The organism is Streptomyces alanosinicus, from assembly GCF_014650595.1.
Classification (GTDB): Bacteria; Actinomycetota; Actinomycetes; order Streptomycetales; family Streptomycetaceae; genus Streptomyces; species Streptomyces alanosinicus.
Genome location: NZ_BMVG01000007.1, coordinates 353,351 through 365,508 on the forward strand (window position 1 = coordinate 353,351; position 12,158 = coordinate 365,508).

General features: G+C 72.6%; 10 protein-coding genes. 6 read left to right on the top strand and 4 right to left on the bottom strand.

Annotated features, from left to right (window positions below; genetic code table 11):
* Positions 1–51 precede the first annotated feature (51 nt).
* The 3 genes from IE277_RS18775 to IE277_RS18785 form a co-directional block, all read right to left on the bottom strand.
* The gene (locus tag IE277_RS18775) at positions 52–1,161 is read right to left on the bottom strand and encodes a sensor histidine kinase (RefSeq protein ID WP_373310820.1); all 1,110 of its coding nucleotides are present in this window, start codon (positions 1,159–1,161) and stop codon (positions 52–54) included.
* A 2-nt stretch (positions 1,162–1,163) separates the two neighbouring features.
* Positions 1,164–1,904, bottom strand: coding sequence for a response regulator transcription factor (locus IE277_RS18780; protein ID WP_031163266.1), 741 nt, complete (start codon positions 1,902–1,904; stop codon positions 1,164–1,166).
* A 113-nt stretch (positions 1,905–2,017) separates the two neighbouring features.
* On the bottom strand, positions 2,018–2,695 hold the full coding sequence (locus IE277_RS18785) for a spermine/spermidine synthase domain-containing protein (protein WP_189953917.1): 678 nt from the start codon (positions 2,693–2,695) through the stop codon (positions 2,018–2,020).
* Positions 2,696–2,924: 229 nt separating this feature from the next.
* On the opposite strand from IE277_RS18785, the gene IE277_RS18790 reads away from it, so the two are divergent.
* From IE277_RS18790 to IE277_RS18815, 6 genes are all read left to right on the top strand, one after another.
* Positions 2,925–3,794 carry a rhomboid-like protein gene (locus tag IE277_RS18790; protein ID WP_189953851.1) on the top strand — a complete coding sequence of 290 codons (870 nt, stop codon included), beginning with the start codon at positions 2,925–2,927 and terminating at the stop codon, positions 3,792–3,794.
* A 146-nt stretch (positions 3,795–3,940) separates the two neighbouring features.
* Positions 3,941–6,361 (top strand): endopeptidase La, encoded by a 2,421-nt coding sequence (gene lon, locus IE277_RS18795; protein ID WP_189953853.1) that lies wholly within the window; start codon positions 3,941–3,943, stop codon positions 6,359–6,361.
* Positions 6,362–6,486: 125 nt separating this feature from the next.
* Positions 6,487–7,437 (top strand): serine/threonine-protein kinase, encoded by a 951-nt coding sequence (locus tag IE277_RS18800; RefSeq protein WP_229881741.1) that lies wholly within the window; start codon positions 6,487–6,489, stop codon positions 7,435–7,437.
* 210 nt (positions 7,438–7,647) lie between these two features.
* On the top strand, positions 7,648–8,244 hold the full coding sequence (locus tag IE277_RS18805; protein ID WP_189953855.1) for a hypothetical protein: 597 nt from the start codon (positions 7,648–7,650) through the stop codon (positions 8,242–8,244).
* A 121-nt stretch (positions 8,245–8,365) separates the two neighbouring features.
* Positions 8,366–8,830, top strand: coding sequence for a DUF1153 domain-containing protein (locus IE277_RS18810; protein WP_189953858.1), 465 nt, complete (start codon positions 8,366–8,368; stop codon positions 8,828–8,830).
* Between the two features lie 49 nt (positions 8,831–8,879).
* Positions 8,880–9,413: a hypothetical protein gene (locus IE277_RS18815; RefSeq protein ID WP_189953860.1), complete on the top strand. Its 534-nt coding sequence runs from the start codon at positions 8,880–8,882 to the stop codon at positions 9,411–9,413.
* A gap of 22 nt (positions 9,414–9,435) precedes the next feature.
* Here the strand turns inward: IE277_RS18815 and IE277_RS18820 are convergent, their stop codons facing one another.
* A complete protein-coding gene (locus IE277_RS18820) occupies positions 9,436–11,880 on the bottom strand; it encodes an ATP-binding SpoIIE family protein phosphatase (RefSeq protein WP_189953862.1) in 2,445 nt (814 codons plus the stop codon).
* Positions 11,881–12,158 lie beyond the last annotated feature (278 nt).

Here is a 12,158-nt window from a genome sequence, read left to right on the forward strand (position 1 = left end):
GACGAGGGCGCGGACGCTCGTGGATCTTGTGCTTCCGTTGGGAACTTTACGTCAACTTGGGGCGGAAGACAGTCCCGGAAGGGTGACGATGATCCGGCAGCCCCGCTCGGATTCGGCCACACCGATTCGGCCGCCGTGCAGATCCACCGCCCAGCGGGCGATCGCCAGCCCGAGCCCCGTACCGCCGTCGCTGCCCGGACCGTGCGGCCGGCTCACCGCGCCCCGGTTGAAGCGCTCGAACACCCGGTGCCACTCCGACCGCGGGATGCCGGGACCCTCGTCCAGGACCTCCAGCTCCAGCGACTCCGGCTGCGGCCCGCGCCGCGCCCGCACCGTCACCCGGCCGTGCGCCGGGCTGTGCTTGACGGCGTTGTCGATCAGATTGGCGACGACCTGGTGGATGCGCTCGGGGTCCGCGTGCGCGGTCAGCTCCGGCGGGGAGACGTCCAGATGCAGATGGACGTCGGTGCGTGTGTGGCTCCCGGAGCCGGAACCTATGCCCGCGCGCGCCGAGGCCACCATGTTGGCCTCCTTCAGCACGCCCGAGAGATACGGCCACACCTCGAAACGGCGCATCTTCAGGGGGACGACGCCGTTGTCGAGCCGGGACAGGTCCAGCAGGGTCTCCACGAGCCGGCCGAGCCGCTCGGTCTGCTTCAGGGCCGTCCGCATGGTCTCGGGGTCGGCCTCGGTGACGCCGTCGACGATGTTCTCCAGCACCGCGCGCAGTCCGGCGATCGGGGTGCGCAGCTCGTGCGAGACGTTCGCGACCAGCTCTTTGCGCTGGCGGTCCTGGGCCTCCAGCTCATCGGCCATGATGTTGATCGTCTGGGCCAGGTCGCCCAGCTCGTCCCGGCGGCCGTCGCTCACCCGGCGGGTGTAGTCGCCCTGGGAGATCGACCGTGCCACCGCGTTCATCTCGTCCAGCGGCATGGTCAGCGAATGCGCCACGAACTGCGTGATCAGCAGCGTGGCGATCATCGAGAAGACGGTGATGAAGCGCAGCTCGGTCTTGGTGTGCACCGCGACGATCGACAGTCCGGTGGTGATCAGCACCGCGATGACGACGAGCGCGCCCAGCTTGGTCTTGATCGAGAACGGGCGTACGCCGCCCCAGGGGTCCTCCCCGGGGCTCCTCCGTGCGGCCTGGCGCCCGTCCATGCTCATGGCGTGGGTGTCTCCAGGGCGTATCCGACGCCGTGCACGGTGCGGATCCGCTCCGCGCCGATCTTGCGGCGCAGCGCCTTGATGTGGCTGTCGACCGTACGGGTGCCGGAGGCGTCCGCCCAGTCCCAGACCTCGGCCAGCAGCTGCTCGCGGGAGAGCACCGCGCGCGGGGTGTTCGCCAGGCACACCAGCAGGTCGAACTCGGTGGGCGTGAGATGGACGTCCTCGGACTTCACCCGCACCCGGCGCTGCGCGTGGTCGATCTCCAGTTCGCCGAGGCGCAGGATGCCCGAGCGCGGCGTGGCGGCGGCGAGGGCCGCCCGCTCCACCCGGCGCAGCAGCACATGCACCCGTGCGGCCAGCTCCCGCATCGAGAACGGCTTGGTCATGTAGTCGTCCGCGCCGACCCCGAGACCGACCAGCATGTCCGTCTCGTCGTCGCGCGCGGTCAGCATCAGCACCGGCACCGGACGCTGTGCCTGCACCCGCCGGCAGACCTCCAGGCCGTCGAAGCCCGGCAGCATGATGTCGAGGATCAGCAGGTCGGGCTGCCAGGCCTCGGCCGTGTCGACGGCGGCCGGGCCGTCCGACGCGGTCTGTACGAGAAATCCCTCGGCGCGGAGCCGGGCCGCGATGGCGTCGACAATCGTGGGATCGTCCTCGACGACCAGCACCCGGCGCTGTGCGCCGGGGGTGGTCGTCGCCGCGCCGCTCTGGGAGGTGTGTGTCTGCTCCATCGCCCGCCCCTGCTTGTTGCTTTCCGGAACCCGTGGGGTGATCCCATGTCTGCGATTGACGCTTGAATGATCCGCGTCAGGGCAGCACATTACGGGGATCGGCCGTGCTGTCGCTATCCAGGTCTGACGCCGAGGTGCACGACGTCGGGAACGCCCCGGGCAACCGGCACCTCTTCGGTACGCACCTGCCGGAACCCGGCATTCCGCAAGGTTCCTTCAAATTCCGGAGAGGGCTCGGCGGACCACACCGCGAGCACCCCGCCGGGTCTCAATGCCTTTGCACAGGCGGCGAGTCCGGCCGCCGAGTACAGCGCGTGATTGTCGTCCGTGACCGTCCAGCCGGGGCCGTTGTCGATGTCCAGGCAGAGCGCGTCGAACGTGTCGCACGTCTCATGAATGAATGCAACGAGATCGTCTTCCACGACGTCGGTGCGCGGATCGTCGAGCGCCCCGGCGGACACCTCCGCCAGCGGTCCGTGCCGGTGCCAGGCGACGACGGCCGGCTCCCGCTCGACCACGGTGATCCGCCCCCACCCGGGGTCGGCCGCGGCATGTGCGAGTGAGAATCCCACGCCCAGCCCGCCGATCAGCACTTTCGGCTCCGCCCGCCCGTCCAGCGCGGCACGCGCGGCGTCCACCAGCAGCCGCTCCGAGCGGCCGTCCGAGGTGTCCATCAGGAAGCAGCCGTTGGCGATGATCTGCAGCAGCCTTCCGTGCCGGCGCAGCACCACCTCGCCGTACGCGCCGTCACGCCGGTCGAGGACCACGGGAGAGTCGTACACGGCAGTCATCCCTCCATCCTGCTTGAACGAGCCCTGTCGTTCACGGGAATTGCGGATGGCGGCATGGCGGATCAAACACAACGTCCCTTTTCGGGTAAGTGTTCCGAGTGTTTGTTCGGGGGGGCGGACGCCATCGGACCGTGAGAGGTTGCTGTGAATCGGCTCTCGCGTGGCGTCGGTCATAGACAGCGGCCCTCGGAACCCGAAGGGTTGGGCACGACGGAAGGAGTGCCGGAACGTGGAACGGATCGCGACGGGCCCTAGGGCGGCCGCGTCCCCGCCCCTGCCGGGCACGCCCCTTCCGGACGGCACCGCCGTCGTCCCGGCCTCCGCGCTCGCGGACCTGCTGGACGGCATGCCGCGCCAGCGGCACGCCACGGCCGCCGTCCCGACCCCCGTCGCCACTCCTGTCCCGGTCGCCGTCCCTGTTCTCGCCGCCGCCCCCGCCACGGCCCCCGCCCCCGTCTCGGTCCCGGCGCGCCCGGCCGTGCGGTTCCCGCGCGTCTGGCGGCTGCTGCCCACCCCGGCCGCCACCCCGTTCACCTTCGTCTACGCGGCCGTTCTGGCCGTCACCTCCGTGGTCGCGGGCCTGGCCGCACCCGGCCTCGTGCACGCCCTCTACCAGGACTCCAGTACGGACGTGGCCCATCTGGCGCGCACGCCCGTCATGGTGCTGGTCATGAGCGCGCTGTGGATCGCGGGCGGCGTCCTGTCGCCGTACGCGGTCGCGTTCGTGCTGGTGCTCACCGCGCTGGAGCGGCGGATAGGCGGCATGCGGACCGCCTGTGTCTTTCTGGCGGGCCATGTCCTGGCCACCCTCGCCACCGAGGTCCCCGTGGGCCTGGCCGTGCTGTTCGGCCATCTCCCCGCCACCTCGCTGCACCGGCTCGACTACGGCATCAGCTTCGGTGTGGCCGCCAGCATCGGCTCCCTGGCCGGCCTCCTGCGCCCCTGGCTGCGCTGGCCCCTCCTCGCCCTGACGGGCGGCGCCCTCCTGAACGACCTGATCGCCTTCGAGGACCCGATGACGAACTGGGGCCACATGATCGCTCTGACGATCGGTGTGGCGACCTGGCCTCTGGTCCGCCGCTGGAACCGCTCGGCCTGATCCGCCGGACAGGCCCCAACCCCCTCTCGGCTGCACCATCCCCTCCGTCATCCGCTGATCGCCCACAGCGAACAGATCAGGGGAACACCAGCCCCTGCCCCGCAGTTGAGTCGGCATAGCTCAAGTTGACTGCCTAAGGGGAGATCATGGCTGGTGAGTCCACGGCGTTCACGCTCGTACTGCCCGTGCTGCCGCTCGACGACGAGGTCGTGCTGCCCGGCATGGTGGTCCCGCTGGACCTGAGCGACGCCGACGTACGGGCCGCGGTGGAGGCCGCACAGGCCGCCGCCCGGTCGGAGCCGGGCAAGCCCAGGGTGCTGCTGGTGCCCCGCATCGACGGCACCTACGCGAAGACCGGAGTGCTGGGCACGGTCGAGCAGGTCGGCCGGCTGGCCGACGGCGACCCGGGGGCGCTGGTCCGCGGCCGCAGCCGGGTGCGCATCGGCGCGGGCACCACCGGCCCCGGCGCCGCCCTGTGGGTCGAGGGCGCCCGGATCGACGAGAGCGTGCCGGACCCGCTGCCCGGCCACGTCACCGACCTCGTCAAGGAGTACAAGGCGCTCGCCACCACCTGGCTGAAGAAGCGCGGCGCCTGGCAGGTCGTGGACCGCGTCCAGGCCATCGAAGACGTCTCCGCGCTCGCCGACAACTCCGGGTACTCGCCGTTCCTCACCACCGAGCAGAAGGTCGAGCTGCTGGAGACCGCCGACCCGGTGGCCCGGCTGGGGCTCGCCACGCAGGCGCTGCGCGAGCACCTCGCCGAGCAGGACGTGGCCGAGACCATCGCCAAGGACGTCCAGGAAGGCGTCGACAAGCAGCAGCGCGAGTTCCTGCTGCGCCGCCAGCTGGAGGCCGTCCGCAAGGAGCTGCGCGAGCTGAACGGCGAGCAGGACGGCGAGGAGTCCGACGACTACCGCGCCCGCGTGGAGGCCGCCGACCTGCCGGAGAAGGTCCGCGAGGCGGCGCTGAAGGAGCTCGACAAGCTGGAGCGCGCCTCCGACCAGTCACCGGAGGGCTCCTGGATCCGGACCTGGCTCGACACGGTCCTGGAACTGCCGTGGAACGAACGAACCGAGGACTCCTACGACATCCGGGGCGCGAAGGCGATCCTGGACGCCGAGCACGCCGGTCTGGAGGACGTGAAGGCGCGCATCACCGAGTACCTCGCGGTGCGCAAGCGCCGCAGCGACCGCGGCCTCGGCATCATCGGCGGCCGGCGCGGAGGCGCCGTACTGGCCCTCGTCGGACCGCCCGGCGTCGGCAAGACCAGCCTCGGCGAGTCGGTCGCGCACGCCATGGGCCGCACGTTCGTCCGCGTCGCCCTCGGCGGCGTCCGCGACGAGGCCGAGATCCGCGGCCACCGCCGTACATACGTCGGCGCGCTGCCCGGCCGGATCGTGCGGGCCATCAAGGAGGCCGGGTCCATGAACCCGGTGGTCCTGCTCGACGAGATCGACAAGGTGGGCTCCGACTACCGCGGCGACCCGGCCGCGGCCCTGCTCGAAGTCCTGGACCCGGCGCAGAACCACACCTTCCGGGACCACTACCTGGAGGTCGAGCTCGACCTGTCGGACGTGGTCTTCCTGGCCACGGCCAACGTCCTGGAGGCCATCCCGGAGGCGCTCGCCGACCGTATGGAGATCGTCCGGCTGGACGGCTACACCGAGGACGAGAAGCTCGTCATCGGGCGTGACCATCTGCTCCCGCGTCAGCTGGAGCGGGCGGGACTCGGCAAGGACGAGGTCACCCTGGACGAGAGCGCCCTGCGCAAGCTGGCCGGCGAGTACACGCGCGAGGCGGGCGTGCGCAACCTGGAGCGCTCGATCGCCCGGCTGCTGCGCAAGGTCGCGGCCCAGCACGAACTGGGCGAGCGGGAGCTGCCGTTCACCGTCCGGGACGCGGACCTGCGCGCGCTGATCGGGCGCCCGCACCATGTGCCCGAGTCCGCCCAGGACCCGGCCGAGCGCCGTACGTCCGTGCCCGGCGTGGCGACCGGTCTCGCGGTCACCGGAGCCGGCGGTGACGTCCTCTTCGTCGAGGCGTCCCTCGCCGACCCCGAGACGGGCGCGGCGGGGCTGACCCTGACCGGTCAGCTCGGTGATGTGATGAAGGAGTCGGCGCAGATCGCGCTGAGCTTCCTGCGCAGCCACGGCGCCGAACTGGAGCTGCCGGTCGCCGACTTGAAGGACCGGGGTGCGCACATCCACTTCCCGGCGGGCGCGGTCCCGAAGGACGGCCCGAGCGCCGGCATCACGATGACCACGGCGCTCGCGTCGCTGCTCTCCGGGCGCCTGGTGCGCACGGACGTGGCGATGACCGGCGAGGTCTCGCTGACCGGCCGGGTGCTGCCCATCGGCGGCGTGAAGCAGAAGCTGCTCGCCGCCCAGCGCGCCGGGGTGACCACCGTGATCATCCCCAAGCGCAACGAACCCGACCTGGACGACGTCCCGGCCGAGGTGCTGGACAAGCTCGACGTCCACACCGTGACCGACGTCCGCCAGGTCCTGGAGCTGGCGCTCGCGCCCGCGACGAACGGCGCGGCGCCGGAGGTTCCGGTCGCGGCGTGACGGACGCGACCGGAAGGGCGAGGCCCGGGCTCCCTGAGGGAGGTCCGGGCCTCCGCCATGCGCGCGTACGGGCCTTCGCCCCCGCTGCCGACGCTCATATGGGTATGAGTCGATAGAATTCAGGCGTGAGTTGGCCTCCCAAGAGCCCCTCCGGTCTGATCGGTGCCGAGATCGCGGGCTACCAGGTGGAATGCGAACTCGGCCGTGGCGGCATGGCCGTCGTGTACCGGGCCAGGGATCTGCGGCTCGGGCGGACGGTCGCGCTCAAGCTGCTCGCCCCGGAGTTCACCCGCAATGACGCCTTCCGCCGCCGCTTCGCCCAGGAGTCGCGGGTGGCGGCCGCCATCGACCACCCCAACATCGTCCCCGTCTTCGAGGCCGGCGAGACCGACGGGATCCTGTACATCGCCATGTGCTACGTCCCCGGCCAGGACCTGCGCGCCCTGATCGACCAGGAGGGCCCGCTGCCGGTGCCGGCCGCGCTGCGCATCACGGCCCAGCTGGCGTCCGCCCTGGACGCGGCCCACGCCCGTGAGCTGGTGCACCGGGACGTCAAGCCGGCCAATGTCATGGTCGCCAAGGGCGTCGACAGCGACCACCCCGAGCACGTCTATCTCACCGACTTCGGGCTGGCCAAGAAGTCGCTGTCGCTCACCGGGTTCACCACCGCGGGCGAGTTCGTCGGCACCCTCGACTACGTCGCGCCGGAGCGGATCGCCGGGCGCCCGGTCGACGGCAGGTCCGACCTGTACAGCCTGGCCTGCGTGGTCCACGAGATGCTCGCGGGCGCCCCGCCCTTCAGACGGGCGGACCAGCTCGAACTGCTCTGGGCCCACCAGTACGACCCGCCGCCCGCGCTCGGCGAGCGGCGGCCGGACATCCCCGCGGCCCTCGACGAGGTTCTCGCACGCGCCCTGGCGAAGGCCCCGGACGACCGCTACGACTCCTGCCTGGAGTTCGTGGGCGCCCTGCGCGACGCGGTCGCCGGCTCCGTCCCCCGGCTCCGTACGCCGACCGTGGTGGACCGCGTCCCACCGCCGGAGCCGCCTTCCTGGGCCCGGCCGTTCCTCACCTGATCCCAGGCATGTCGTGATCTGATCCGGGCCAGTCTTGCTTATGCGGGCTTTACCCGACCTCCGTGGTGCCGTCAAGTCCCGAGTCCTCGGAACATGACCCGGATTTCCGTTTCGGGCCTACTTGAAGTGCGGCCTCACCGGAAAGGAAATGAGGCGGCACGGAGGGTGGAAATTCTCTCCGGAATTCCTCACAACCATGGGAGAAGAATCATGACTCGCAATGTGCAGACCCACGACGAAATCCGTCCGAAGCGCCGAGGTCTCCGGCTGGCGACCGTCGTCGCCTCCGCCGCCCTGGTCACCGGAGGTGTCCTCCTGCCCGTGTCCGGCGCGATGGCGGCCCCGATGCCGACGTCGACGGTGGCCTTCGTCCACGGCGGCGGCGCCGGTGGGGCCGGCGGGGACGGCGGCTCCGGGCTGGTCGGTGGCGGTGGTGGCGCTGGTGGATCCGGTGGCGGCAGCGTCCTCGGCACCGGTGGTGACGGCGGCGCCGGCGGCAAGGGCGGCGACGGCGTCCTCTCCGGTGGTGGCGGCGGTGGCGGTGGCGGCGGCGGTGAAGGCGTCATCGGCGGCAAGGGCGGCGACGGCGGTGCCGGTGGCTTCGGCATCTTCTCCGGCGGTGGCGGCGGCTCCGGTGGTGGCGGGGGCGACGGCACCCTCATCGGCGGCCAGGGCGGCAACGGCGGGAAGGGCGGCAACAGCGTCTTCCAGGGCGGCAACGGCGGCAAGGGCGGAAAGGGCGGCGTCGGCGGCCTCTTCGGCGGCGCCGGCGGGTCCGGCGGAGCCGGTGGCATCAGCCTCTTCTGACCGTCTCCGCTGACCGTCCACGGGGTGGAGGCCGCCCCAGGCCTCCACCCCCCCCGGGGGGTCCAAGACCCCTCACCTGACACCTGACTCACCTGACACCTGATCCGAATCGGAGACTCCGATGTCCACCAACCTCTGGCAGCGTCCCTTCCTCCTCGCGGCGGCCTCGGCGGCGCTCGTCACCGTCACCGCATGCGGCGCCCAGGCCGCCACGCACGGGACCCGGGCGGCCACTCACGCGGCCCCGGCCGCCACCGGCCACTCGGCCCTGGCCCGGCAGTCGTCGCACTGCGGCGAAGGGGGTGAGGGCGGCAAGGGCGGCGCGCCCGGCCGGCCGGGTCAGCCCGGTCAGCCCGGCAAGCCAGGCTGCTCAGCGTTCGGCGATCTCCACGATCTGCCCGACAAACCCACGTCGGAACTCTCCCAGCCGGACAAGGCGCGGATCGCGCTGACCGTGCTGACCGGCCGGGTGACCCAGGCCGACGCGGCCAGGAAGTACAAGATCTCGGAGAAGGAGATCAGCACGTGGGAGCGTCAGCTCCTGAACGGCGACTGGCTCGCACTGCTGCAGCCGGAATCCCCGTGAGGAATTCAGAGGCATGAGAAATTCAGGGAAGGGAAGAAAGGGAAATTCCATGCGCAGGCATTCCTGGACATTCGGTCTCGGACTCGCGGTCTCCACCTTCGTGATCGCCGGGGGCGCGATGGCACCGGCCGCGATGGCCGGCACCGGCCCCGCCGGCAGCGGACCGGGCAGCAGCCCGTCCCACCTCAGCAGCGTCCAGCTGGGCAGCGGCAGCATCCATGTGGGCAACGGCAGCGTCCGCGTCGGCGACTCGATCTGCGCGGGCAACTGCAACGGCACCGTCAACGGCACCGACGGACACGACGGCGGCATCTGCGCCGGGCTCTGCAACGGCAGCGCCAACGGCGGTGCCGGCACCACCGGCGCACCGGGCCGTAGCGGTACCAAGGGCGGCAACGGCGGGATCTGCGTCGGCGTCTGCTCGGGCAGCGTCAACGGCGGCACCGGCGGGAACGGTGGCGACGCGGCCGGCGCGGGCGACGGCGGCGACGGCGGTCGGGGCGGCAACGGCGGGATCTGTCTCGGCGTCGGCTGCGAGACCAGCGGTCAGGGCGGCCGTGGGGGCAACGGTGGCAGTGGCTGACGCACCCGGCCGCCCCGGAGCGTCACCCGGTGGCCCCCGATCGCTCGCCGGCGCCGGATCGCCCGCCGGCCCCGGAGAGCGACTGCTCCGCCCACACCGTCTTGCCGACCCGGTCGTGCCGGGTGCCCCAGCGCTCGGCCAGCTGGGCGACCAGCAGCAGACCCCGGCCGCCCTCGTCGAAGATGCGGGCCCGCCGCATGTGCGGGCTGGTGCCGCTGGAGTCGTACACCTCGCAGATCAGGGTCGAGTCCTGGTGGATCAGCCGGAGCTGGATGGGCGGGCGGCCGTAGCGGATGGCGTTGGTGACCAGCTCGCTGACCATCAGCTCGGTGGGGAAGGAGGCATCGGCCAGTTCCCACGCGGCCAGCTGGTCCCGGACGAGACGGCGGGCCCGGGAGACGTCCTCGGGGTCGTCCAGCAGCTCCCAGGCGGCGACCCGGTCCTTGTGCAGGACCCGGGTGCGGGCGACGAGCAGGGCGATGTCGTCGTCCGGGCGGTGGGTCAGCAGCTCGGTGAGCACATGGTCGCAGACCGCGTCCAGCGACCGTGCCGGCCGGCCGAGCGCGGCGAACAGCGTGTCCAGCGCCTCGTCGATGTCGTGCTCGCGGGCTTCGAGAAGGCCGTCGGTGTAGAGGACGAGCAGGGTGCCCTCGGGCAGGTCGGTCTCGACGGCCTCGAACGGCAGCCCGCCGAGCCCGAGCGGCGGCCCGGCGGGCACGTCCAGGAACCGCACCGAGCCGTCCGGCGTGACCACGGCGGGCGGCGGATGCCCGGCCCTGGCCAGGGTGCAGCGGCGCGCGACGGGGTCGTAGACGGCGTACAGACAGGTGGTGCCGATGCCGCCGGCGGTCTCGGCGGCCGGGTCCGCGCTGCCCTCGTCGGCGGCGAGCCTGAGGACCAGGTCGTCGAGGTGGGTGAGGAGTTCGTCGGCCGGCAGATCGACATCGGCCAGGGTGCGTACGGCGGTGCGCAGCCGGCCCATGGTGGCCGAGGCACGGATGCCGTGCCCCACCACATCGCCGACGACGAGCGCCACCCGCGCCCCGGACAGCGGGATCACATCGAACCAGTCGCCGCCGACCCCGGCCCGGCTCGCGGCCGGCAGATAGCGGGTGGCGATCTCCAGGGCCGCTTGGTCGGGCAGCGTGTGCGGGAGCAGGCTCTGCTGGAGCGCCATGGTCGTGGTGCGGGCCCGTGCGAAGGAGAGGGCACCTCCCGGGGTACCTCCCACGCCTTTCGGGTGGTGGGGAAGGGCCTGCCGCACGCCGGCGGCCGCCCTGGCCGTGAACTCCTGGGCCAGCCGCAGCTCCTCCGGGCCGAACCCGCCCCGGCCGGGCCGCCGGCCGAAGAGTGCCACCCCGAGCGTGCTGCCCTGCGCGAGCAGCGGCACCGCCAGCAGGGCGCGCGCCCCGGACGCCCGCAGCCAGGCCGCGCCCGGATCCACCGCCGCCCACTCGGCCAGGACCGGGTCCGTCGTGTCGTACAGCAGCGGCCGGCCCGCCGCCAGGCACTGGGCCGGAGGCGAGTCCACCGGGCAGACGACCGCCTCGCCCACGCCGGCGCCCTGGCCGGAGCGGTCGCCCTCCGGTACGGCGCGCAGGGCGGCGCGGCGCAGGACGACCGGGCCCGGCCCGGGGGCGGGGTCCTCGTCCGCGTCGCGGGGGGAGTCCAGCAGGTCGACCGCGATGACGTCGGCGAGCCGGGGGACCGTGACCTCGCCGAGTTCCTGCGCGGTGCGGGCCCGGTCCGCCGTCGTGCCGGGGCGCGAACCGCCCTCGTCCGACAGGTCCGGCCGGCCCGCGTCGGGGGCGGGTCCCTGCACGGACAGACAGACGGCGCGCACCTGGCCGCCGGCGTCCTTCAGCGGGGTGAGCACGGCCGTGCCCCCGAACCGCCGGCCGAGCCGGGCCAGGGCCTCCTGCGGGCGTCCGGACTCCAGCGCGCGCCGCAGCGCCCCCTCGGTCTCCTCGCTGGCGGCGCCGGGCGCGATGTGCGGCAGCCGCAGTCCGCGCATGGCGGCCTCGGGCAGGGCGAGGGCGTGCTCCATCCGCCGGTTGGCACGGACGAGCCGCAGATCGGCGTCGAAGATCGCCAACGGGAAGGGGGACTGGAGGAACGTCCACTCCTCCAGCGGTTCGCCCCGGGGCGGCTGGGGCCGGGCCGTCACGGCGCTCACCACGAGCCAGTCGACGACACCGGCGGCCGAGGTCCGGCGGTGCGCGAGCACGCCCAGCTCCAGCGTCCGGCCGTCGCGGTGCCGCAGCGGGACGGTGCCGTTCCAGCGTTCGCGCCCGGCGACGATCCGCCGGGCCGTGGAGCCGTCGGCGGCGAGCAGCGCGGTGGCGGGTCGGCCGACGACGGCCGGGGAGTCGTAGCCGAGCAGCCGCTCCGCGCCGTCGCTCCAGCCGGTGAGGATGCCGTGCTCATCGATGGTGGCCGTGGCCGTGTACGTCGACTGTCGCTCCATCGCCGCTCATCTCGCCCTTGCTCGGCAGCCTCTCCCGATCGCCCTTGCTCGGCTGGCTCTCCTGACCAGCATGATCCCGGGCGGCGCCGAGCACCAACGCAGTGCCGGGAGCGGCCGCCCCAGGACCGGGGACGGCCACCGTGCGGAGCCCGGCCCGTCCAGGGCGTGTTGCGAAAGTCCCGCCCTCCGGGCGGACGACGGGACTTTCGCAACACGCCCTAGTGTCCCGTGATCCGGTTCGTGTCAGTTCGCATTGTTGTTGACGAGTTTCTTCACGT

Excerpts from the sequence above, each read along its gene's own strand:
- IE277_RS18775 (WP_373310820.1), bottom strand. The coding sequence starts at position 1,161 with ATGGACGGGCGCCAGGCCGCACGGAGGAGCCCCGGGGAGGACCCCTGG.
- IE277_RS18780 (WP_031163266.1), bottom strand. The coding sequence starts at position 1,904 with ATGGAGCAGACACACACCTCCCAGAGCGGCGCGGCGACGACCACCCCC.
- IE277_RS18785 (WP_189953917.1), bottom strand. The coding sequence starts at position 2,695 with ATGACTGCCGTGTACGACTCTCCCGTGGTCCTCGACCGGCGTGACGGC.
- lon (WP_189953853.1), top strand. The coding sequence starts at position 3,941 with ATGGCTGGTGAGTCCACGGCGTTCACGCTCGTACTGCCCGTGCTGCCG.
- IE277_RS18805 (WP_189953855.1), top strand. The coding sequence starts at position 7,648 with ATGACTCGCAATGTGCAGACCCACGACGAAATCCGTCCGAAGCGCCGA.
- IE277_RS18810 (WP_189953858.1), top strand. The coding sequence starts at position 8,366 with ATGTCCACCAACCTCTGGCAGCGTCCCTTCCTCCTCGCGGCGGCCTCG.
- IE277_RS18815 (WP_189953860.1), top strand. The coding sequence starts at position 8,880 with ATGCGCAGGCATTCCTGGACATTCGGTCTCGGACTCGCGGTCTCCACC.
- IE277_RS18820 (WP_189953862.1), bottom strand. The coding sequence starts at position 11,880 with ATGGAGCGACAGTCGACGTACACGGCCACGGCCACCATCGATGAGCAC.